Genomic DNA, 21,723 nt, shown 5'->3' with positions numbered 1-21,723 from the left:
GACGGGGCGCCGGCCCTGACGGGCGGTCACTCACACGGGTGATGGAGTTTTCCACAACCGGGCGGCTGTCCCCGGATATTGACCAAGATCATCGCGATGGGGCGGGATGTCCGATCCTCGTCCCATGGCACTTCGATCACGTTCCCGCACCGTAACCCCGACCAGCGGCCCCGGCCGTGGCCCCGCCTCCGACGGCCGCGTGCGTCATCGCACGAGCGAGCACCGACGTGTCCGCCCCCGCGCGCACGCGCCCGCGGACGAACTGCGCCGCCGGGCGGAACTCCTCTTCGGCGAACGCGCCGTGCAGTGGGGGGAGTCGGGGAAGGCACCGCCGCAACCGGGCCTGCCGGACCAGGATTCGCCGCCCGCGGCGGAACCGGCGGGACCGGCGGAACCGGCGGGACCGGTCAAGCCGCCGGAGCCGTACGACGGGGTGTTCCCGGGCCGGCGCGAGCGGGCCGGGGCGGCGCTGCGGGAGCGGCTGCCGGTGTGGTTGCAGGCGCGGTGCGGGGTGGAGCGCCGGGGGACGGTGGCCCTCGCCGTGCTGCTGGCGGCCGCCGCCCTCTTCGCGGTCCAGCACTTCTGGACGGGCCGGCCGCAGACCGTGAGCGCCCCTCAGGTGGTGCGCTCCCAGGCGACGATCCCGAGGGCGCCGGGCGGGGGAGGGGAGGCACCGGCCGCGGGCGGGGGAGCCTCCCCGACGCCGGGCGGGGAGATCGTGGTGGACATCGGCGGCAAGGTCCGCGACCCCGGCGTCCGCCGGCTCCCGGCCGGCTCCCGGGTGGCCGACGCGCTGCGGGCGGCGGGCGGCGTCCGGCCGGGAGTGGACACCGACGGGCTCAACCGGGCGCGCTTCCTGGTCGACGGCGAGCAGGTGGTGGTCGGCGGGCAGGGGACGGCCGGCGGCCAAGGGCCCGGCGGAGCGCCCGCCGGGCCCGCCGTCCCGTCCGGTCCGGCCGGGCAGATCTCCCTCAACACGGCCACCGAGGACCAGCTCGACACCCTGCCCGGGGTCGGCCCGGTGCTGGCCCGGCACATCATCGACTACCGCACCCGGCACGGCGGTTTCCGCTCGGTGGACGAACTGCGCCAGGTCAACGGCATCGGGGACCGCCGCTTCACCGACCTGCGGAACCTGGTACGGCCATGAGCGGCGCGCATGCGCGGGACACCGTACCGGCGGGCGAGCCGGGCCCCCTCGATCTACGTCTGGTGCCGCCCGCGCTCGCGGCCTGGGCCATGGCGGCGCTGACGCCGGACGCGCCGCCGGCCCGGACCCTCGGCATCGTGCTCGGCTGCCTGGCCTGCGGGGCGCTCCTGCTCGCGGCGGGACGGTCCGGGAGGGCGCCCCGGTGGGCCCGCGGACGGCCCGGGTGGGCGCGGTCCTCGCTCGCCGCGGTGCTGCTGTGCGCCGCCGCGGCGGCCGCGTCTGCGGGACTGCACGGAGCGGACGTACGGCGCGGACCGGTGCCCGAGCTGGCCCGCCGGTCCGCCACCGTGACCGCCGAGGCGCAGCTGACCGCCGATCCCCGACTCAGCAGGCCCCGGGTGCGCGGCGACCACTCGGCCCCGGTGGCGGTGCTGCTCAAGGCACGGGTGCTGCGCGTCGAGGAGACCGGCGGGAGGACGACGCGGACCAGGGCGCCGGTCCTGATGATCGTCGACGCGGGTGCCCCGGCGCCCGGGGGCGAACCGCGGGCCCGGGGAGACCGGGCGGCCTGGCTGCGGCTGCTGCCGTCCACCACGCTGCGGGTGACCGGGCGGCTGGTGCCCGCCCTCGCCGGGGGCGATCGGACGGCGGCCGTGCTCCGGGTGCGCGGCGGGTCCGGGCCACGGGTCGTGGCGGGGCCGAGCGGGACGCAGCGACTGGCGGGGCGGCTCAGAGCGGGGCTGCGGGAGGCGACGGACGGGCTGCCGGGGGACGCGCGGGCGCTGCTGCCGGGGCTGGTCGTCGGGGACACCTCGCGGATCACCCCCGAGCTGGACGACGCCTTCAAGGCGACCGACCTGACCCATCTGCTCGCGGTCTCCGGCAGCAATCTCACCGTGCTGCTCGCCCTGCTCGTCGGCCCGCCCGGCCTGGCCCGGCTGGCCGAACGCCGGGGCCTGGCCCCCCGCCTGGGACTCTCGCTGCGGGCGACCGCCCTGCTCGCGGGGGTACTCACGCTCGGTTTCGTGATCGTGTGCCGCCCCGACCCCAGCGTGCTGCGGGCCGCGGCCTGCGGTGCGGTCGCGCTGTTCGCCCTGGCCACCGGACGCCGCAGATCCCTCGTCCCGGCGCTGGCCACGGCCGTGCTGCTGCTGGTGCTGTACGACCCCTCGCTGGCCCGCAGTTACGGCTTCCTGCTCTCCGTGCTGGCCACCGGGGCGCTGCTGCTGCTCGCCCCCGGCTGGAGCGAGGCGCTGCGGCGGCGCGGGGTGCCCCCGAGGCTCGCCGAGGCGCTGGCGGCGGCCCTCGCGGCGCAGGCGGTGTGCGCGCCGGTCGTGGCGGTGCTGTCGGCCCGGGTGAGCCTGGTCGCGGTGCCCTGCAACCTGCTGGCCGAGGCGGCGGTGTCACCCGCGACGGTGCTGGGCTTCGCCGCGCTCGCGACCGCACCGGTGGGCATGCCCCTGGCCAAGGCGCTGGCGTGGTGCGCGAGTTGGCCCGCCGGGTGGATCGCCTCGGTCGCCCGGACCGGGGCGGCGCTGCCCGGGGCGGGGGTGGACTGGCCGGGCGGCTGGCCGGGGGCGCTGCTGCTCGCGGCGGTCACCGTGGCCGTCGTCCTGGCCGGGCGGCGGCTGGTGCGGCACCCGTGGTGGTGCGGGCTGCTCGGCGCGCTGCTCCTGCTGGCGGTGGTGCGGCCGGCGCCGCTGACCCGGGTGGTGACGGGCTGGCCGCCGCCGGGCTGGCGGTTCGCGATGTGCGACGTGGGACAGGGCGACGCGACCGTGCTGTCGGCGGGCGCCGGGGCCGGGGTGGTCGTGGACGCCGGCCCCGATCCGGCACCGGTCGACCGCTGTCTGCGGCGGCTGGGCATCACCCGCGTCCCCCTCCTCGTGCTGACGCACTTCCACGCCGACCATGTGGCGGGGCTGACCGGTGTGCTGCGGGGCCGGGAGGTCGCCGCGATCGAGACGACCGGGTTCGAGGAGCCGGGGCAGGAGGCGGAGTTCGTCAGGAAGGAGGCCGCCGCCCGCCACATTCCGGTCACCCGGGCCGTCGCGGGGGAGGAGCGGCGCACCGGCCCGCTGGCCTGGCGCGTCCTGTGGCCGCCGGCGGACACCGCGCCGGCCTTCGACGGCCCGAACGACGCCAGCGTGGCCCTGCTGGTCCGCACCGGCGGGCTGCGGCTGCTGCTCCTCGGCGACCTCGAACCCCCGGACCAGCAGGCCCTGTTGCGCTCACCGCGGGCGGCCGAGCTGGCCGGCGTGGACGTGCTGAAGGTGGCCCATCACGGCTCGGCGTACCAGGACCCGGAGCTGATACGGCTCGCGGCACCCCGGCTGGCGCTCGTCTCCTGCGGCACCGGCAACCCCTACGGGCACCCGGCCCCGTCGACGGTGGCCGCGTTGCGGGCCGGTGGCGCGCTGGTGCTGCGGACCGACCGGGACGGGGCGCTCGCGGTCGGCGGGGGCGAAGGAGCCGCCGGTGCGGGCCGGGAGGTGGAGGTGACGCGCGAGGGACCCTGAACGGCCGACGCGCCGCGCGGTCCGCCTACCGGTAGAAGACGGCCACGCCCCCGTGGTGCGAGCAGGCGCCCTGGTGGTGGGCGGCGTACGAGTAGGTGCCGTCGTTGCACCGGGCGGTGGCGCCGTTCCCGGCACCGCCGGTGCCTCCGGAGGAGCCGGAGCCCCCGCTCCCCGACGACCCGCCCGACGAGCCCCCGCTGCCGCCGGAGTTCCCCGAGCCCGCGGCCGGCGCGTGCCGGGTGACGGTCACCTCGACCTTCACCGTCTTCGTGGCGGTCACCGTGGGCGCGGGCCCGGGCGCCGCCGTCTCGGTGGCCGTCGCGGTGGCGGTGGCGGTGACCGTGGCGGTCGGCCGGACCTTGGCGGCCGCCGGCTGCGCGTCGCCCCCGCCGCCCTGACCACCGGCGCCGGCTCCGATGCCGAGGAGGAAGGCGAGCCCGATCCCCGGCAGCACGTACCGCTTGCGCGCCCAGCGCGGGGCCGTTCGCTCGGGCGGGTGCGGCGGCCGTGGCGGCATGACGTACGGGTTGCTCATGTGTCCCCCCAAGCGAGTTCGGAGGTAGGACCGTAGCTCCACTCGTGATGTTCGTGTGAAGTTTCCGTGAAGTAGTGGCCCGTTCGTGATGGAGTGAGGGGTGGTGCGAATCAGGCACCGGGCGGCGAAAGGGCGTAGTTCCCGCAGTTTCCACAGTTCCGGCGCATGCGCTGGATTGCCGTGATGTGGGCCCGTGTTGCCTCGAAAGCCGCAACAGTGATCGAATGAACCTTCGACAACAGAAGATGTCGAGGCGTACAGGGGTGTGTCGTAGATGTTCGGCCGCTGGCTGGGTGATCGGACGAACCGGATGCAGCGGACGGGTCCCCTGGGGGCGGTGCGGACACCGCCCGGCGCGGGAGTGCTCGGCTGCCGGGTGGTCGACCCGGTCAACCAGCCGGTCACCGGCGCCGAGTTCACGGTCAGCGACCCGATGGGCCGCAAGGTGGTGTCGGGCGGTACGGACCCGTACGGCTCGTTCCTGACGACCGTGCCGGCCGGGGAGTACCGGCTCGCGGTGTCCGCCGAGGGGTACGCGCCCTACCGGACCACCGCGCTGGTCGCCGAGGACACCCTCGCCTCGCTGGGCGACGTCACCCTCCAGCTCGCCCCGCCGCCCGAGCCGCCCGCGCCCGGCGACTGGGAGGTGGACCCCGCGCACTCCGCGATCGCCTTCACGGCGCGGCACATCGGACTCGCCCGCGTCCACGGGCGGTTCGACTCGTTCGCCGGGGCGGTGCGGATCGCCGAGCGGATCGAGCAGTCGGCGATGCACGTGGTGATCGACGCGGCGTCCATCGACACCGGGGTCCGGATGCGCGACGACCATCTGCGCTCGGGGGACTTCCTGGACGTACGGCGGTTTCCGACCCTGGAGTTCTACAGCGACCGCTTCACGCACAAGGGCGGCAACCGCTGGGCGGTCACCGGAGCGCTGTCGCTGCACGGCGTGACCCGCACGGTGACGCTCGACACCGAGTACCTCGGACTCGGCAACGGCATCGAGGGCGAGACCCGGGCCGCCTGCCGGGCCACCACCGAACTGCACCGCGACGACTTCACGGTCAGCTGGCAGTCGATGCTGGCCCGGGGGATCGCGGTGGTGGGGCCGAGCATCCGCGTCGACCTGGACGTGCAGATCGTGCCCAAGGGCTGACCTGGCGGTTCGCTTCCGGGCGGGTACCGGACAATGGCGGCGTGAGCGATGTGAGACACGTGCTGGTGCTGCCCGACCGGGACGCCGCGCAGGAGGCGGCCGAGGCGCTCGGGGAGCGGTTCGGCCTGGACGAGGAACCCCGGCTGCTCCGCGACGCGCTGGCCGGCGAGGACGATGCCGAGGACGCCCAGTGGCTGGTCGTACTGGCCGACGACGAGGAGCGGCTGGACCCCCGGGAGCTGGACGCGTTCGCGGCGGAGTGGGACGGCTGGCGCGAGGAACCGTAGGCCCCGGGGGCGCGGTGCGGGCCGCGGCCGGGGGCGTTGTCGGTGGGGCGTGGGATGCTTGGTGCGATGGCCAGGAAGACTGCGAACGACGACCCCCTCGCCCCGGTGACCGTTGCCGTGGGCCAGGAGGACCTGCTGCTCGACCGTGCGGTGCGGGAGGTGGTGGCCGCCGCCCGGGCCGCCGACGCCGACACGGACGTACGGGATCTGACCTCGGACCAGGTGCAGCCCGGCACCCTCGCCGAGCTGACCAGCCCCTCGCTGTTCGCCGAGCGCAAGGTCGTCGTGGTGCGCAACGCGCAGGACCTGTCGGCCGACACCGTCAAGGACGTGAAGGCGTACCTCGCCTCGCCCGCCGAGGAGATCACCCTCGTGCTGCTGCACGCGGGCGGCGCCAAGGGCAAGGGCCTGCTGGACGCCGCGCGCAAGGCGGGGGCGCGGGAGGTGGCCTGCCCGAAGATGACCAAGCCGGCGGACCGGCTGGCGTTCGTGCGGGGGGAGTTCCGCGCCGCGGGGCGCTCGGCGACCCCCGAGGCGTGCCAGGCGCTGTGCGACGCCATCGGCAGTGATCTGCGCGAGCTGGCGTCCGCCGTGAGCCAACTGGTCGCGGACATCGAAGGCACGATCGACGAGGCCGTCGTCGGGCGCTACTACACCGGTCGGGCCGAGGCCTCCAGCTTCACGGTCGCGGACCGGGCGGTGGAGGGGCGTACCGCGGAGGCCCTGGAGGCGCTGCGCTGGTCGCTGGCGACGGGGGTGGCCCCGGTGATGATCACCAGTGCGCTGGCGCAGGGCGTGCGCGCGATCGGGAAGCTGTCCTCCGCGCGCGGGGGGCGCCCCGCGGACCTGGCGCGGGAGCTGGGGATGCCGCCGTGGAAGATCGACCGGGTGCGCCAGCAGATGCGGGGGTGGACGCCGGACGGCGTCTCGGTCGCGATGCGGGCCGTCGCCGAGGCGGACGCGGGCGTGAAGGGCGGAGGGGACGACCCCGAGTACGCGCTGGAGAAGGCGGTCGTGGTGATCGCGCGGGCCGCCCGGTCGCGCGGGCGCGGATAGCGGCTCCCGTACGCCGAGAACCCCGGCACCCGCCCTGGGGAAGGGAAGGGGGCCGGGGTTCCGGGTCAAAAGCTGTCGAGCCCGTTCCCGCGTGGCGAACGCAGGCCGCGAACAGGCTCTGGGTGCCGGTCGGGAGCGGATGAGAGAGGGCCCGCTCTGGGTCCTTCCGGCGGTCAGATCAAAGGGAGAACTCAGCCCTTGAGGGTCGCGACCTTGGAAGCAAGCGCCGACTTCTTGTTGGCGGCCTGGTTCTTGTGGATGACGCCCTTGGAGACGGCCTTGTCGAGGGCACGCGCGGCGGCGCGCTGCAGCTCGGTGGCCTTCTCGAGGTCACCCGCGGCAGCGGCCTCACGGGCCTTGCGGATCGCGGTCTTCAGGGAGGACTTGACGGCCTTGTTGCGCAGCCGAGCCTTCTCGTTGGTCTTGATCCGCTTGATCTGGGACTTGATGTTCGCCACGAAGGAGCCTTTTCAGGTTCAGGCACGGGGCCGCTCGGGTCCCGTGCCGGTGATCCAAAATTTCTCTGACGTGCCTCGGCCGAGAGGGCATGAGGCACAGCCATCTACAGTACCAGTGGCCCTGCGACCGGCCCAAAACGCCCCTCGGTCCCTCCGCGTGGGACCATGGAGACTACGTATCGATCCGACCCGAGGCATAAGGCGCCTCAAGAGACAGGACCCTGCGTGCCCGCGACCCCTAACCATGTGCCCGAGCCGAGCCGTACCGACCCGGCTCTGATCCGCAACTTCTGCATCATCGCGCACATCGACCACGGCAAGTCCACGCTCGCCGACCGGATGCTCCAGCTGACCGGTGTGGTCGAGCAGCGGCAGATGCGTGCTCAGTACCTCGACCGGATGGACATCGAGCGCGAGCGCGGCATCACGATCAAGTCCCAGGCGGTGCGTCTGCCCTGGGCCCCGACCGAGGGCCCCGACCAGGGCACGACGCACATCCTCAACATGATCGACACCCCGGGGCACGTCGACTTCACCTACGAGGTCTCGCGGTCGCTGGCCGCCTGCGAGGGGACCATCCTCCTCGTCGACGCCGCCCAGGGCATCGAGGCGCAGACCCTCGCCAACCTCTACCTGGCGATGGAGAACGACCTCACGATCATCCCCGTGCTCAACAAGATCGACCTGCCGGCCGCCCAGCCGGAGAAGTTCGCCGAGGAGCTGGCGAACCTGGTCGGCTGCGAGCCGGACGACGTGCTCAAGGTCTCCGCGAAGACCGGTCTCGGCGTCGACGCGCTGCTCGACAAGGTCGTCAGGGACATCCCGGCCCCGGTCGGCGTCGCCGACGCGCCCGCCCGCGCGATGATCTTCGACTCGGTCTACGACTCCTACCGCGGTGTCGTGACGTACGTCCGTGTCATCGACGGCCAGCTCAACAAGCGCGAGCGCATCAGGATGATGTCGACCGGCGCCACCCACGAGCTGCTGGAGATCGGCGTCAGCTCGCCCGAGATGCTGCCGGCCGACGGCCTGGGCGTCGGCGAGGTGGGTTACCTGATCACCGGTGTGAAGGACGTCCGCCAGTCCAAGGTCGGTGACACCGTCACCAGCCAGCACAAGGGCGCCACCGAGGCACTCGGCGGTTACAAGGACCCCAAGCCGATGGTGTTCTCGGGCCTGTACCCGCTGGACGGCTCCGACTACCCGGAGCTGCGCGAGGCGCTGGACAAGCTCCAGCTCAACGACGCCGCCCTGGTCTACGAGCCGGAGACCTCCGCCGCCCTCGGCTTCGGCTTCCGCGTCGGCTTCCTCGGCCTGCTGCACCTGGACGTGATCCGGGAGCGCCTGGAGCGCGAGTTCGGCCTCGACCTGATCGCCACCGCCCCCAACGTGGTCTACCGCGTGGTCATGGAGGACGGCAGCGAGCACACGGTCACCAACCCGAGCGAGTTCCCCGAGGGCAAGATCGACGAGGTCTTCGAGCCGGTCGTGCGGGCGACGATCCTCGCGCCCACCGAGTTCATCGGCGCGATCATGGAGCTGTGCCAGACCCGGCGCGGCACCCTGCTCGGCATGGACTACCTCTCCGAGGACCGGGTCGAGATCCGCTACACCCTCCCGCTCGCGGAGATCGTCTTCGACTTCTTCGACCAGCTGAAGTCCAAGACCCGCGGTTACGCCTCGCTCGACTACGAGCCCACCGGCGAGCAGGCCAGCAGCCTGGTCAAGGTGGACATCCTGCTGCACGGCGACAAGGTCGACGCCTTCTCGGCGATCACCCACAAGGACCAGGCGTACGCGTACGGCGTACGGCTCGTCGCCAAGCTCAAGGAGCTGATCCCGCGGCAGAGCTTCGAGGTCCCGGTGCAGGCCGCCATCGGCTCCCGGGTCATCGCCCGCGAGACCATCCGCGCCATCCGCAAGGACGTCCTCGCCAAGTGCTACGGCGGTGACATCTCCCGTAAGCGCAAGCTGCTGGAGAAGCAGAAGGAAGGCAAGAAGCGGATGAAGATGGTGGGTTCGGTGGAGGTTCCGCAGGAGGCCTTCATCGCCGTCCTGTCCAGCGATGACAGCGCGGGGTCGGGCAAGGGCAAGAAGTAACCGGAGCCGGCATCCGGTCACATGCCCAAAACGGACACCAGGGGGCCCGTCGTGCGAAAGCGCGGCGGGCCCCCGCGCGTACCCGGCGCCGCCCAGGGGCGCGAGCGCGGGGAAAGAGACAGGCCGAAGCCCCTTACGCAGCGGGCACTCGCGCCTTACCCTGATGCCTGCTCGATAGTTACTCGCGAGTTAAACAAGCCCGAACACCACCGTGAGTTAACCCAGCCGCACCGAGTACCAGCCGCGCTGTCGCGGGCCCCGGAGGATGTCGTGAGCGACACACAGACCCTGATCGAGAACCGACCGCCGTCCGTCGCGGCCCTCTTCCTGGAGCGCGTGGCGGCCACACCGGACGCCGAGGCCTACCGCTACCCGGTGCCCCCCGCGTCCGGCCAGGGCCCCGACGACTGGAAGTCGCTGAGCTGGGCGGGGGCGGCCGAGCGGGTCTACGCCATCGCGGCCGGTCTGATCGAGCTGGGCATCCAGCCCGAGCAGCGGGTGGCGCTGGCCTCCTCCACCCGGGTGGAGTGGATCCTCGCCGACCTCGGCATCATGTGCGCCGGCGGCGCCACCACCACGATCTACCCGCAGACCAACGCCGACGAGTCCGCGTTCATCCTCTCCGACTCCGAGAGCCGGGTGCTGATCGCGGAGGACGCCGCGCAGGTCGCCAAGGCCGCCGAGAAGCGCGCCGAGCTGCCGGAGCTGACCAAGGTCGTCGTCATCGACCCGGCGGGCGTGGACGGCGACGACTGGGTGATCACCCTGGACGAGCTGGAGAAGCGCGGCGCGGCCCACCTGGGGCAGCACCCGGAGCTGATCAAGGAGCGGGTCGGCGCCCTCACCAAGGACCAGCTCGCCACCCTCATCTACACCTCCGGCACCACCGGCCGCCCCAAGGGCGTGCGCCTGCCGCACGACAACTGGTCGTACATGGCCCGGGCCATCTCCGCGACCGGGCTGCTCGGCCCCGACGACGTGCAGTACCTGTGGCTGCCGCTCGCGCACGTCTTCGGCAAGGTGCTCACCTCCGGGCAGATCGAGATCGGTCACGTCACCGCCGTGGACGGCCGCGTCGACAAGATCATCGAGAACCTCCCGGTGGTGCAGCCGACGTACATGGCCGCGGTGCCGCGCATCTTCGAGAAGGTCTACAACGGCGTCGCCGCCAAGGCCCGCGAGGGCGGCGCGGCCAAGTACAAGATCTTCCAGTGGGCCGCCGAGGTCGCCCGCGAGTACGCCAAGGCGGAGCAGGACAACTTCCGGCGCACCGGCAACCGCACCGTGCCCTTCGGCCTGGCCGTCAAGCACAAGGTCGCCGACACCCTCGTCTTCGCCAAGATCCGCGAGGCCTTCGGCGGCCGGCTGCGCGCCTGTGTCTCCGGCGCGTCCGCGCTCGCCCCGGAGATCGGCTACTTCTTCGCCGGCGCCGGCATCCACATCCTGGAGGGGTACGGCCTCACCGAGTCCTCCGCGGCCTCCTTCGTGAACCCGGGCGAGGCCTACCGCACGGGCACGGTCGGCAAGCCGCTGCCCGGCACGGAGGTGCGCATCGCCGACGACGGCGAGATCCTGCTGCGCGGCCCGGGCATCATGCAGGGCTACCACAAGCTGCCCGACAAGACCGACGAGGTGCTGGAGTCCGACGGCTGGTTCCACACCGGTGACATCGGCGAACTCTCGCCCGACGGCTATCTGCGCATCACCGACCGCAAGAAGGACCTCATCAAGACCTCCGGCGGCAAGTACGTCGCCCCGGCGGAGGTGGAGGGCCAGTTCAAGGCGGTCTGCCCGTACGTCTCCAACATCCTCGTGCACGGCGCCGACCGGAACTACTGCACCGCCCTCATCGCCCTGGACGAGGACGCGATCACGGAGTGGGCGAAGGAGAACGGCCTGGAGGGCAGGCCGTACGCCGAGATCGTCGCCGCCCCGGCGACGGTCGAGATGGTCGACGGCTACGTCCAGCAGCTCAACGCCGGGCTCCAGCGCTGGCAGACCATCAAGAAGTTCCGGCTGCTGCCGCGGGACCTCGACGTGGAGCACGGCGAGATCACGCCGAGCCTGAAGCTGAAGCGGCCGGTGGTGGAGCGGGAGTACAAGGGGCTCATCGACGAGATGTACGCCGGGACGCGCGAGAAGTAGCGGACGCGGGAGCCGCGGCGGGACGCGGGAGAGCGGCGGGGCGCGCGGGGCCGAAAGGAAGGGAGCGCTCGAAAGGCGCCGCCTTTCAGTCCTGTCGTAGCACGGTTCTCGGCCAGGAGTGGGCAGTTCGGTGACTTCACGCTTATGCGTGACGCCCTTCTGTCACCCTGGCCGCATGGACATGGCGGCCATACCCACCCAGTGGGAGACCGAGGGCCGGGGCGCCGGGGCGCGCGGTCACGTCACGCTGCCCGGCAGCCCGGCCGCGCCGGGCTCCGCGCGGGCCCTGGTGCGGGCCGCGCTGGCCGAGGCGCCCGCAGTCGCGCCCCGGCTGCTGGACGACGCGCTGGCGGTCGTCAGCGAGCTGGTCACCAACTCCGTGGTGCACGCCGGCACCGAGATGGACCTGGACTGGTGCCTGGAGGAGGACGGCGCGTTCGTGGTCGAGGTCGGCGACCGGCACCCGGCCCGCCCGCCGCGCGACGCGACCGCGGGCGAGCCGCCGTACGAGATCCCGGAGTACGGGCGGGGGCTGCGGCTGGTCGGCGCGCTCGCCGAGTCCTGGGGCGTCACCTACCGCACCGGCGCCAAGTCGGTGTGGGCCAGGCTGCCCCCGGGCGGCAAGGAGACCCCGGCCGGCGCCCGCGCGCAGGACGCCCTGGAGGTCGCCGAGGACCTGGCCCCGCAGGCACAGCGCGCCGACAGCGACCGGGACTGGCTCGGCCGGGGCGCGCTGTCCTTCCTCGCCGAGGCCTCCGACCTGCTCGCCGGGCAGCTGGACGAGAACCTGGTCACGGCCCTCACCGGCCAGCTGATCGTGCCCCGGCTCGCCGACTGGTGCGCGGTGTGGCTGGAGGACGAGGCGTCGGCGCGCGGCGGGTCGTACGACGGTCCCGCCCGGGTCTGGCACGCCAGCGAGAACCGCATCGAGGAACTGCGGGGCGCGCTGGAGAAGGAGCCGCCGCGGACGGGGGACGCGGTGGGGTTCGGCCCCGAGCCGTACCCGTGGCCCGGCGCCTCGCTCGGCCCGCAGGGCGCCGACGGCACGGCGCTGGCGTACCGGCTGGTCGCGGGCGGGCGGCCGCTCGGCACGCTGGTCATCGGGCGGTGCGGGCTCGTGCGCTTCCCGGACGAGATCACCGGGCTGGTCGAGGACCTGGCCCGCCGGGTGGCGCTCGCCATCGGCGCGGCCCGGCAGTACGCCCGCCAGGCCACCATCAGCGCGGTGCTCCAGCGGGGCCTGCTGCCCGGCGCGGTCGCGGAGATCCCCGGGATGAGCAGCGCGCTGGTCTACGAGCCCTGCGACAAGAGCGGGCCCAGCGGCGACTTCTACGACCTGTTCCCGGCGGGCGACGGCCGCTGGTGCTTCGCCATCGGCGACGTGCAGGGCAAGGGCCCGGAGGCGGCGGTCGTCATCGGCCTCGCCCGGCCCTGGCTGCGGCTGCTGGCCCGCGAGGGCTACCGGGTGGCCGACGTGCTGGACCGCCTCAACCAGCTCCTCCTGGACGACGCCACCGAGGCCGCGGACGCCGCGGCCCGCGCGCTGGTGGCCGCCGACGGCCTGGCCGTGGTGCCCGGGGAGGGCCCGCAGACCCGCTTCCTGTCCCTGCTCTACGGCGAGCTGATCCCGTTCGACGGCGGAGTCCGCTGCACCCTGGCCTCCGCCGGGCACCCGCTCCCGCTGGTCCTCGGCCCCGACGGCGCCGTGCGCACCGCGGCCCGCCCGCAGACCCTGCTCGGCGTGGTCGAGGACGAGACCTACGTCAGCGAGACGCTGGACCTGCTGCCCGGCGACAGCCTGCTGTGCGTCACCGACGGGGTGACCGAGCGGCGCTGCGGCTCCCGCCAGTTCGACGACGCCGACGGCCTCGCCGACGCCCTGGCCTCCTGCGCCGGCCTCACCGCGGAGGAGATCGCGGAAAGGATCCGCCACCTGGTGCACACCTTCGGCGAGGCCCCGCCGGAGGACGACCTGGCGCTGCTGGTGCTCCAGGCGGGATGAGACGCCGGCCCAGGGAGCGCGGCGGTGCTGGACAATGGGTCGTATGCCTTCCGCACTCCCCGACGGTGAGCCCGTTCCCGACGACGGCGCGTTGCCCGCACACGCGCTCGCCGGGGCGGTGGAGCGTCCGCTCGGTTTCTATCTGCACGTGCCGTACTGCGCCACCCGCTGCGGCTACTGCGACTTCAACACCTACACCGCGACCGAGCTGCGCGGCACCGGCGGGGTGCTCGCCTCCCGCGACAACTACGCGGACACCCTCACCGACGAGATCCGGCTCGCCCGCAAGGTGCTCGGCGACGATCCGCGCCCGGTCCGCACGGTCTTCGTCGGCGGCGGCACGCCCACCCTGCTGGCCGCCGACGACCTCGTACGGATGCTGGCGGCGATCCGCGACGAGTTCGGACTGGCGCCGGACGCCGAGGTCACCACGGAGGCGAACCCCGAGTCCGTCGACCCGGCCTACCTCGCGACCCTCCGGGAGGGCGGCTTCAACCGGATCTCCTTCGGCATGCAGAGCGCGAAGCAGCACGTGCTGCGGGTCCTGGACCGCACCCACACCCCCGGGCGCCCCGAGGCGTGCGTCGCGGAGGCGCGGGCGGCGGGCTTCGACCACGTCAACCTGGACCTGATCTACGGCACCCCGGGCGAGAGCGACGACGACTGGCGGGCCTCCCTCCAGGCGGCGATCGGCGCCGGCCCCGACCACGTCAGCGCCTACGCGCTCATCGTGGAGGAGGGCACCCAGCTCGCCCGCCGGATCCGCCGGGGCGAGGTCCCGATGACCGACGACGACGTGCACGCCGACCGCTATCTGATCGCCGAGGAGACCCTCTCGGCCGCGGGCTTCGCCTGGTACGAGGTCTCCAACTGGGCCACCTCCGCGGCCGGCCGCTGCCTGCACAACGAGCTGTACTGGCGCGGCGCGGACTGGTGGGGCGCCGGGCCGGGCGCCCACTCGCACGTGGGCGGCGTCCGCTGGTGGAACGTCAAGCACCCCGGCGCCTACGCCGCCGCCCTGGCCGCGGGCCGCTCCCCGGGCGCCGGCCGGGAGGTGCTGACCGCCGAGGACCGCCGCGTCGAGCGCGTCCTGCTGGAGCTCCGGCTCCGCGAGGGCGCGCCGCTGGACCTGCTGAAGGAGGCGGGCCTCGCGGCCGCGCGCCGGGCCGTGGCGGACGGACTCCTCCAGGAGGGCCCCTACGCCGAGGGCCGCGCCGTGCTCACCCTGCGCGGCCGGCTGCTCGCGGACGCGGTGGTGCGGGACCTGGTGGACTGACCCGTCCGGGCCCGAAGCGGATCAGGCACCGCCGCCCGTGACGAAGTCGATCAGCTCCTCTACGCGTCCCAGCAGCTCCGGCTCCAGGTCCTTGTAGGAGCCGACCCGCTTGAGGATCGCCTGCCACACCGCGCCGGTGTTGTCCGACGGCCAGCCGAGGGCGCGGCACACGCCCGTCTTCCAGTCCTGGCCGCGGGGCACGGCGGGCCAGGCGGCGATGCCCAGGGAGGCGGGTTTCACCGCCTCCCAGATGTCGATGTAGGGGTGGCCCACGACCAGGGCGTGCTCACTGGTCACCGACTCGGCGATGCGCCATTCCTTGCTGCCGGGCACCAGGTGGTCCACCAGGACGCCGAGCCGGGCGTCCGGGCCGGGGGCGAAGTCGGCGACGATCGAGGGCAGGTGGTCCACGCCCTCCAGGTACTCCACGACCACGCCCTCGATGCGCAGGTCGTCGCCCCAGACCTTCTCGACCAGCTCGGCGTCGTGCCGCCCCTCGACGTAGATGCGGCCGGCGCGGGCCACGCGGGCGCGGGCGCCGGGCACCGCGACCGAACCGGATGCCGTGCGGGCGGGACGGGCCGGGGCGGCGGCGGGGCGCACGAGGGTCACCGGGCGGCCCTCCAGCAGGAAACCGCGGGGTTCCAGCGGGAAGACCCGGTGCTTGCCGAAGCGGTCCTCCAGCGTGACCGTGCCCGCCTCGCAGCCGATCACCGCGCCGCAGAACCCGGTGCCGGGCTCCTCCACGACCAGGCCCGGCTCCGCGGGCACCTCCGGCACCGGCTGGGACTTCTTCCAGGGCGGGGTGAGGTCGGGGGAGTACTGGCGCATTCGGATGACGATAGGAGAAGAGCGGGGCGGGCGCTCACGACACGCCGAAACGCGCGGCCAGGGCGTCCCGTTGGCGCCGCACGAAGGCCGCGTCCACCACCGCTCCGTGACCGGGCACGTACAGCGCGTCCTCGCCGCCCAGCGCCAGCAGCCGGTCCAGCGCGGCCGGCCAGCGGGACGGTACGGCGTCCGGGCCCGCCTGGGGCTCGCCGGACTCCTCGACCAGGTCGCCGCAGAACACCACCTCTCGCTCGCCCGGCACCAGGACCACCAGGTCGTGGGCGGTGTGGCCGGGGCCGACGTTGGCCAGCAGCACCTGGCGGCCCCCGCCGAGGTCCAGGGTGCGCTCCCCGGAGACCAGGTGCCGCGGCGGGACCAGCGCCAGCGCCGCCTCCTCCGCGTCCGCCGCCGGCAGCCCGTGGTGGACGGCGTCGTGGCGCAGCGCGTCGCGCTCGCCGGCGAGCACCGCCTCCGCGCCCACCGCCGCGTACACCGCCGCCCCCGCGAACGCGGCGGCGCCGAAGACGTGGTCGAAATGGGCGTGGGTCAGCGCGAGATGGGTCACACGGCCGCCCGCCAGTTCCTCCGCCGCCGCCCGCAGCCGCGCCCCCTCGCCCAGGCTCGACCCGGCGTCCACCATCAGCGCCGTGTCCGCGCCCAGGACCAGCCCCGCCGTGCAGTCCCAGCCCGGCAGGCGGCACCGTCCGACCCCCGTGGTCAGCCGCTCCCATCCCCGCTCTTCCCAAGTCACCGTCATACCGCGACGCTAGCCCCACGAGCGGTCACGGGGGCACCGACCTTGCCCGGTGCGTACCCCACGGCCGTACACTGGGCCGGGGAACGCTGGCACTCGCACGCGAAGAGTGCCAGGCGCCCGAACCGAGGGACACAAGGGGACGACGTGCTGGAGGTGCGCGCGAATGCTGAGTGAACGCAGGCTTCAGGTGTTGCGCGCCATCGTCCAGGACTACGTCGGCACCGAGGAGCCGGTCGGGTCGAAGGCCCTGACCGAGCGGCACAACCTCGGCGTCTCCCCGGCCACCGTGCGCAACGACATGGCGGCCCTGGAGGACGAGGGGTTCATCGCCCAGCCGCACACCAGCGCGGGGCGCATCCCCACCGACAAGGGCTACCGGCTGTTCGTCGACAAGCTCGCCGGCGTCAAGCCGATGACCGCGCCCGAGCGGCGCGCGATCCAGAACTTCCTGGACGGCGCCGTCGACCTCGACGACGTGGTGGCGCGCACGGTACGGCTGCTCGCGCAGCTGACCCGGCAGGTCGCCGTCGTGCAGTACCCCTCCCTGACCCGGTCCACCGTGCGGCACGTGGAACTGCTCGCGCTCGCCCCGGCGCGCGTGATGCTGGTGCTGATCACGGACACCGGCCGGGTCGAGCAGCGGATGGTGGACTGCCCGGCGCCGTTCGGCGAGGCGTCCCTGGCGGATCTGCGCGCGCGGTTGAACAGCCGGGTCGCGGGCCGCCGGTTCGCGGACGTGCCGACACTGGTCGAGGACCTGCCGGACGCCTTCGAACCCGAGGATCGGGGTACGGTCTCCACGGTGCTCTCCACTCTTCTGGAGACACTGGTCGAGGAGAACGAGGAGCGGCTGATGATCGGCGGCACCGCCAATCTCACCCGTTTCGGACACGACTTCCCCCTCACGATCCGGCCCGTCCTGGAGGCGCTGGAGGAGCAGGTCGTGCTCCTCAAGCTCCTCGGCGAGGCGAAGGATCCGGGCATGACCGTGCGCATCGGGCACGAGATCGCCCACGAAGGACTCAACTCAACCTCCGTGGTGTCGGTGGGCTACGGTTCGGGCGGCGAGGCGGTTGCCAAGCTCGGCGTGGTCGGACCGACCCGCATGGACTACCCGGGAACGATGGGAGCGGTACGCGCAGTGGCACGGTACGTCGGACAGATCCTGGCGGAGTCGTAAGTGGCCACGGACTACTACGCCGTTCTCGGCGTGCGCCGCGACGCGTCGCAGGATGAGATCAAGAAGGCGTTCCGCCGGCTCGCGCGCGAGCTGCACCCGGACGTCAACCCCGATCCGAAGACCCAGGAGCGGTTCAAGGAGATCAACGCCGCTTACGAGGTGCTGTCGGACCCGCAGAAGAAGCAGGTCTACGACCTCGGCGGAGATCCCCTCTCGCAGTCCGGCGGCGCCGGCGCGGGCGGCTTCGGGGCCGGTGGCTTCGGCAACTTCTCCGACATCATGGACGCGTTCTTCGGCACGGCGTCGCAGCGCGGGCCGCGCTCGCGCACCCGGCGCGGCCAGGACGCGATGATCCGGATCGAGGTGGAGCTGGACGAGGCGGCCTTCGGGACCACCAAGGAGATCCAGGTCGACACCGCGGTCGTCTGCAACACCTGCAACGGCGAGGGCGCGGCTCCGGGCACGTCCGCGCAGACGTGTGACATGTGCCGCGGCCGCGGCGAGGTCTCGCAGGTCACCCGGTCCTTCCTGGGCCAGGTCATGACCTCGCGGCCGTGCCCCCAGTGCCAGGGCTTCGGCACCGTGGTGCCGACCCCGTGCCCGGAGTGCGCCGGCGACGGCCGCGTCCGCTCGCGGCGCACGCTGACGGTGAAGATCCCGGCCGGTGTCGACAACGGCACGCGGATCCAGCTCGCGGGCGAGGGCGAGGTCGGCCCCGGCGGCGGTCCGGCCGGCGACCTGTACGTCGAGATCCACGAGCTGCCGCACAGCACCTTCCAGCGCCGCGGCGACGATCTGCACTGCACGGTGACGATCCCGATGACCGCGGCGGCCCTCGGCACCAAGGTGCCGCTGGAGACGCTGGACGGCCTGGAGGAGGTCGACATCCGGCCCGGCACCCAGTCCGGCCAGTCGATCCCGCTGCACAACCGGGGCGTCACGCATCTGCGCGGCGGCGGCCGGGGCGACCTGGTCGTCCACGTCGAGGTCCAGACGCCGACCAAGCTGGACCCCGAACAGGAGCGCCTGCTGCGCGAACTCTCCAAGCTGCGCGGCGAGGAACGCCCCCAGGGCCAGTTCCAACCGGGGCAGCAGGGTCTGTTCTCGCGGCTGAAGGACGCGTTCAACGGGCGCTGACGCCGCTGACCGGAGCCGTGGCCGGGGGTCCGGGGGTCGTCCCCCGGGCGGGCACAGCCAGCCCGGGCAGCAGGGTCTGTTCTCGCGGCTGAAGGACGCGTTCAACGGGCGCTGACCGAGCCGTGGCGGTGGACGTCCGCGGCGCGCTGACCGGGAGCGGAGTGGAATATGCCGATGCGGACTCCCGATTCGGACTTGTTCGGAGGACGTGACACCATGCGGTCATGTCCTCCGCACTGACCGATCTTCTCCCTCACCCGATCGTGCAGGCACCCATGGCGGGCGGCGTCTCCGTGCCGGAGCTCGCCGCCGCGGTGTCCGGGGCCGGTGGGCTCGGGTTCCTGGCCGCCGGGTACAAGACCGCCGACGGCATGTACCAGGAGATCAAGCGGCTGCGGGGACTCACCGACCGCCCCTTCGGCGTCAACGTGTTCATGCCGCAGCCGGAGCACGCGGAGAGCGGCGCGGTGGAGGTCTACGCCCATCAGCTCGCCGGCGAGGCCGCCTGGTACGAGACCGAGCTGGGCGATCCGGACGGCGGCCGCGACGACGGCTACGACGCCAAGCTCGCCGTGCTCCTGGACGACCCGGTACCCGCGGTCTCCTTCCACTTCGGTGTGCCGAGCCCCGAGGCGCTGGAGCGGCTGCGGCGGGCCGGCACGGTCACGCTGGTCACCGCCACCACCGCCGAGGAGGCCCTCGCGGTGGAGCGGGCCGGAGCGGACGCGGTGATCGCCCAGGGCGTGGAGGCCGGCGGCCACCAGGGCACCCACCGGGACATCGCGGAGAACGACGGCACCGGCATCGGACTGCTGTCGCTGGTCGCCCAGATCCGCGAGGCCGTGGGCATCCCGGTCGTCGCCGCGGGCGGCATCATGCGCGGCAGCCAGATCGCCGCCGTCCTCGCGGCGGGCGCGAGCGCGGCCCAGCTGGGCACCGCCTTCCTCGCCACCCCCGAGTCCGGCGCCCCCGCCGTGCACAAGGAGGCGCTGACCAACCCGCTGTTCGCGCGCACCGAGCTGACCCGCGCGTTCTCCGGGCGCCCGGCACGCGGACTGGTCAACCGCTTCCTGCGCGAGCACGGCCCGTACGCGCCCGCCGCCTACCCCGAGGTCCACCACCTCACCTCCCCGCTGCGCAAGGCCGCCGCCAGGGCCGGGGACGCGCAGGGCATGGCGCTGTGGGCGGGCCAGGGCCACCGGCTGGCCCGGGACCTGCCCGCCGGACGGCTGGTCGAGGTGCTCGCGGACGAACTCGCCGAGGCCCGCGCCGCGTTGGCGAAGGACGGTGCCCGGTGACCGCCCCCGTCTTCGTCGTCCCCGACTTCGACGCGGACGGCGGCCGGTACGTGCTGGACGGTCCCGAGGGCCGGCACGCGGTCTCCGTGAAGCGGCTCCAGCCCGGCGAGGAGGTCGTGCTCACCGACGGCGCCGGGCGCTACGCGGTGTGCGAGGTGATCGGCAGCGAGGGCAAGGACCGGCTGGTCGTCCACATGAGCGGGATCGGCGAGGAGGCCGCGCCGAACCCCCGGATCACCGTCGTCCAGGCCCTGCCCAAGGGCGACCGGGGCGAGCTGGCCGTCGAGACGATGACCGAGGTCGGCGTCGACGCGATCGTGCCGTGGCAGGCCGCCCGGTGCATCACGCAGTGGAAGGGCGACCGGGGCCTCAAGGCGCTCGGCAAGTGGCGGGCCACCGCCCGCGAGGCCGGCAAGCAGTCCCGGCGGGTGCGCTTCCCCGAGGTCGCGGACGCGGCGACGACCAAGCAGGTGGCCGCGCTGCTCGCCGACGCGGACTTCGCCGGGGTGCTGCACTCCGACTTCGAGCACGTCAGCGAGCCGCTGGCCACGGCCGAGCTGCCCGCGCGGGGCGAGATCGTACTGGTCGTCGGCCCCGAAGGGGGCGTCTCCCGCGACGAGTTGGCGCTGTTCGAGGAGGCGGGCGCGAAGGCGTACGTGCTGGGCCCCAGCGTGCTGCGCACCTCCACCGCCGGTACCGCCGCGGCGGCCCTGCTGCTGGGACGCACCGGCCGCTGGTCCTGAACCTCATCCGGGAGACTCCGTGGAACTGGCCCAAGTACGCCTGCTGGTCACCGACTTCGCCGCCTGCTACCGCTTCTACGCCGACGTCCTCGGCCTCAAGCCGCAGTCCGGCGCGAGCGAGGGGCCGTACGAGAAGTTCAGCCCGCACACCGGCTCGGCGGGCATCGCCCTCCAGGACCGCGCCATGATGGCCGGGGTGCTGCCCGAACTGGCCGGTGCCGCGACGGGCCACCGTTCCCTGGTGGTGCTGCGGGTGGACGACCTCGACGCCTACTGCGCCGGTCTCGCCGCCCGGGGCGCCACCCTCCTGCACGGCCCCGCCCCGATGACCGACCGCATGCGCGTGGCCCACCTCAAGGACCCCGAGGGCAACCTGGTCGAACTCCAGGAGTGGCTGCTGCTGCGCGGCTGACGCCCAGGGCGCCGTGACCGGCCGGGGCCCGGTCCGGGGCGCGGGCCGCCGAACGGGTGAGTGATCGGGCGCAGGCTTCCGGCGCGGCCGTGCGCGGTGGCAGTCTGCCGTGCATGGGGGCATTCATGTGGACCCGGGCCCGGCGCCGGGTGCTCGGCGTCGCCGGGCTCGTGCTCGCGGGCGCGGGCGCCCTGGTGGCCTGCGAGCCCGATCAGCTCGGGCCGGCGACCGTCGCCTACACCACCGACGGCACGGCGACCGCGGAGCTGACCCGGCAGCACGTCGACGTCGGCTGGCTGACCTGCGGCGGCGACCGGGGCGGCGGTGCCGCGGTGGCGGCGTCCGCGCCGGGCGCGAGCGCCGTGGTCGCCGTCGACTGCCAGGGCGAGACCAGGGACCGCCGCAGGATCACCGTCAACGGAGAGGTGACCAGGGCCGTCGACGGCGTCTGCGTACGCGGGGACCTGCGGGCCAGGGTGGGCGGCAGACAGGTGTTCCACGTCAGCGGGCTCGGCGACTGCGGTGCCGCGCCCGGCCCGGCGTACCGGCCGTCGTACGCCCCCGCCGTCCCGCGTCCCGTCGTGACGGTCACCGTCACCCGCACCGTCTGGTGCACGGGTGATCCCGCCTGCCCGCCGGCCCAGGGCAAGTGATCGGAAAAGGACCCGCGAACGGCGTCCG

At 73.8% G+C, this 21,723-nt stretch carries 19 protein-coding genes; 15 read left to right on the top strand and 4 right to left on the bottom strand.

The features are described 5' to 3' along the window. Positions 1 to 124 precede the first annotated feature (124 nt). Both BLW85_RS14605 and BLW85_RS14600 read left to right on the top strand, forming a co-directional pair. Entirely contained in the window at positions 125 to 1,150 is a 1,026-nt protein-coding gene (locus BLW85_RS14605) for a ComEA family DNA-binding protein (protein ID WP_107409122.1), read from the top strand. Then, positions 1,147 to 3,669, top strand: coding sequence for a ComEC/Rec2 family competence protein (locus BLW85_RS14600; RefSeq protein ID WP_074992274.1), 2,523 nt, complete (start codon positions 1,147 to 1,149; stop codon positions 3,667 to 3,669). Before BLW85_RS14605 ends, BLW85_RS14600 begins: the two co-directional genes overlap by 4 nt. A gap of 25 nt (positions 3,670 to 3,694) precedes the next feature. On the opposite strand, the gene BLW85_RS14595 is transcribed toward BLW85_RS14600, so the two are convergent. Continuing rightward, entirely contained in the window at positions 3,695 to 4,204 is a 510-nt protein-coding gene (locus BLW85_RS14595; protein WP_074992273.1) for a DUF3761 domain-containing protein, read from the bottom strand. 274 nt (positions 4,205 to 4,478) lie between these two features. On the opposite strand from BLW85_RS14595, the gene BLW85_RS14590 reads away from it, so the two are divergent. The 3 genes from BLW85_RS14590 to holA all read left to right on the top strand — a co-directional run bounded on the left by BLW85_RS14590 (position 4,479) and on the right by holA (position 6,703). After that, positions 4,479 to 5,360, top strand: coding sequence for a YceI family protein (locus tag BLW85_RS14590; RefSeq protein ID WP_070027048.1), 882 nt, complete (start codon positions 4,479 to 4,481; stop codon positions 5,358 to 5,360). 41 nt (positions 5,361 to 5,401) lie between these two features. Further along, positions 5,402 to 5,647, top strand: a complete 246-nt coding sequence (locus BLW85_RS14585; protein WP_074992272.1) for a hypothetical protein — start codon at positions 5,402 to 5,404, stop codon at positions 5,645 to 5,647. A gap of 66 nt (positions 5,648 to 5,713) precedes the next feature. Beyond that, a complete protein-coding gene (gene holA, locus BLW85_RS14580; protein ID WP_205009821.1) occupies positions 5,714 to 6,703 on the top strand; it encodes a DNA polymerase III subunit delta in 990 nt (329 codons plus the stop codon). A gap of 191 nt (positions 6,704 to 6,894) precedes the next feature. On the opposite strand, the gene rpsT is transcribed toward holA, so the two are convergent. Further along, positions 6,895 to 7,161, bottom strand: coding sequence for a 30S ribosomal protein S20 (rpsT, locus tag BLW85_RS14575; RefSeq protein WP_070027045.1), 267 nt, complete (start codon positions 7,159 to 7,161; stop codon positions 6,895 to 6,897). A gap of 225 nt (positions 7,162 to 7,386) precedes the next feature. Here rpsT and lepA point away from each other — a divergent pair, with 225 nt between their 5' ends. The 4 genes from lepA (at position 7,387) to hemW (ending at position 14,684) form a co-directional block, all read left to right on the top strand. Next, positions 7,387 to 9,261: a translation elongation factor 4 gene (lepA, locus tag BLW85_RS14565; RefSeq protein ID WP_070027044.1), complete on the top strand. Its 1,875-nt coding sequence runs from the start codon at positions 7,387 to 7,389 to the stop codon at positions 9,259 to 9,261. Between the two features lie 270 nt (positions 9,262 to 9,531). Next, positions 9,532 to 11,406, top strand: a complete 1,875-nt coding sequence (locus tag BLW85_RS14560; RefSeq protein ID WP_074992271.1) for an AMP-dependent synthetase/ligase — start codon at positions 9,532 to 9,534, stop codon at positions 11,404 to 11,406. A gap of 181 nt (positions 11,407 to 11,587) precedes the next feature. Beyond that, positions 11,588 to 13,408, top strand: coding sequence for a SpoIIE family protein phosphatase (locus tag BLW85_RS14555; protein WP_107409301.1), 1,821 nt, complete (start codon positions 11,588 to 11,590; stop codon positions 13,406 to 13,408). A 43-nt stretch (positions 13,409 to 13,451) separates the two neighbouring features. Continuing rightward, positions 13,452 to 14,684 carry a radical SAM family heme chaperone HemW gene (hemW, locus tag BLW85_RS14550; RefSeq protein ID WP_074992270.1) on the top strand — a complete coding sequence of 411 codons (1,233 nt, stop codon included), beginning with the start codon at positions 13,452 to 13,454 and terminating at the stop codon, positions 14,682 to 14,684. 21 nt (positions 14,685 to 14,705) lie between these two features. Here the strand turns inward: hemW and BLW85_RS14545 are convergent, their stop codons facing one another. Continuing rightward, a complete protein-coding gene (locus BLW85_RS14545; RefSeq protein WP_074992269.1) occupies positions 14,706 to 15,515 on the bottom strand; it encodes a DUF3097 domain-containing protein in 810 nt (269 codons plus the stop codon). A gap of 34 nt (positions 15,516 to 15,549) precedes the next feature. After that, positions 15,550 to 16,272 (bottom strand): MBL fold metallo-hydrolase, encoded by a 723-nt coding sequence (locus BLW85_RS14540; protein ID WP_070027040.1) that lies wholly within the window; start codon positions 16,270 to 16,272, stop codon positions 15,550 to 15,552. A 163-nt stretch (positions 16,273 to 16,435) separates the two neighbouring features. On the opposite strand from BLW85_RS14540, the gene hrcA reads away from it, so the two are divergent. From hrcA to BLW85_RS14510, 6 genes are all read left to right on the top strand, one after another. Next, positions 16,436 to 17,452, top strand: a complete 1,017-nt coding sequence (gene hrcA / locus BLW85_RS14535; protein WP_070027039.1) for a heat-inducible transcriptional repressor HrcA — start codon at positions 16,436 to 16,438, stop codon at positions 17,450 to 17,452. Beyond that, a complete protein-coding gene (dnaJ, locus tag BLW85_RS14530) occupies positions 17,453 to 18,589 on the top strand; it encodes a molecular chaperone DnaJ (protein WP_070027038.1) in 1,137 nt (378 codons plus the stop codon). Positions 18,590 to 18,813: 224 nt separating this feature from the next. Further along, positions 18,814 to 19,887, top strand: coding sequence for a nitronate monooxygenase (locus BLW85_RS14525; RefSeq protein WP_074992268.1), 1,074 nt, complete (start codon positions 18,814 to 18,816; stop codon positions 19,885 to 19,887). After that, positions 19,884 to 20,630 carry a 16S rRNA (uracil(1498)-N(3))-methyltransferase gene (locus tag BLW85_RS14520; protein ID WP_074992267.1) on the top strand — a complete coding sequence of 249 codons (747 nt, stop codon included), beginning with the start codon at positions 19,884 to 19,886 and terminating at the stop codon, positions 20,628 to 20,630. The genes BLW85_RS14525 and BLW85_RS14520 overlap by 4 nt, the downstream gene beginning before the upstream one ends. A gap of 19 nt (positions 20,631 to 20,649) precedes the next feature. Beyond that, entirely contained in the window at positions 20,650 to 21,042 is a 393-nt protein-coding gene (locus BLW85_RS14515; protein ID WP_070027035.1) for a VOC family protein, read from the top strand. Positions 21,043 to 21,155: 113 nt separating this feature from the next. Next, positions 21,156 to 21,695 (top strand): hypothetical protein, encoded by a 540-nt coding sequence (locus BLW85_RS14510; RefSeq protein WP_208624841.1) that lies wholly within the window; start codon positions 21,156 to 21,158, stop codon positions 21,693 to 21,695. Positions 21,696 to 21,723 lie beyond the last annotated feature (28 nt).

The organism is Streptomyces misionensis (genome assembly GCF_900104815.1).
GTDB lineage: Bacteria > Actinomycetota > Actinomycetes > Streptomycetales > Streptomycetaceae > Streptomyces > Streptomyces misionensis.
The sequence above is the reverse complement of the archived record's forward strand: the minus strand, read 5'-3'. Positions and strand labels throughout refer to the sequence as shown.

Excerpts from the sequence above, each read along its gene's own strand:
- BLW85_RS14605 (WP_107409122.1), top strand. The coding sequence starts at position 125 with ATGGCACTTCGATCACGTTCCCGCACCGTAACCCCGACCAGCGGCCCC.
- BLW85_RS14600 (WP_074992274.1), top strand. The coding sequence starts at position 1,147 with ATGAGCGGCGCGCATGCGCGGGACACCGTACCGGCGGGCGAGCCGGGC.
- BLW85_RS14595 (WP_074992273.1), bottom strand. The coding sequence starts at position 4,204 with ATGAGCAACCCGTACGTCATGCCGCCACGGCCGCCGCACCCGCCCGAG.
- BLW85_RS14590 (WP_070027048.1), top strand. The coding sequence starts at position 4,479 with ATGTTCGGCCGCTGGCTGGGTGATCGGACGAACCGGATGCAGCGGACG.
- holA (WP_205009821.1), top strand. The coding sequence starts at position 5,714 with ATGGCCAGGAAGACTGCGAACGACGACCCCCTCGCCCCGGTGACCGTT.
- BLW85_RS14555 (WP_107409301.1), top strand. The coding sequence starts at position 11,588 with ATGGCGGCCATACCCACCCAGTGGGAGACCGAGGGCCGGGGCGCCGGG.
- hemW (WP_074992270.1), top strand. The coding sequence starts at position 13,452 with ATGCCTTCCGCACTCCCCGACGGTGAGCCCGTTCCCGACGACGGCGCG.
- BLW85_RS14545 (WP_074992269.1), bottom strand. The coding sequence starts at position 15,515 with ATGCGCCAGTACTCCCCCGACCTCACCCCGCCCTGGAAGAAGTCCCAG.
- BLW85_RS14540 (WP_070027040.1), bottom strand. The coding sequence starts at position 16,272 with ATGACGGTGACTTGGGAAGAGCGGGGATGGGAGCGGCTGACCACGGGG.
- hrcA (WP_070027039.1), top strand. The coding sequence starts at position 16,436 with ATGCTGAGTGAACGCAGGCTTCAGGTGTTGCGCGCCATCGTCCAGGAC.
- BLW85_RS14525 (WP_074992268.1), top strand. The coding sequence starts at position 18,814 with ATGTCCTCCGCACTGACCGATCTTCTCCCTCACCCGATCGTGCAGGCA.
- BLW85_RS14510 (WP_208624841.1), top strand. The coding sequence starts at position 21,156 with ATGGGGGCATTCATGTGGACCCGGGCCCGGCGCCGGGTGCTCGGCGTC.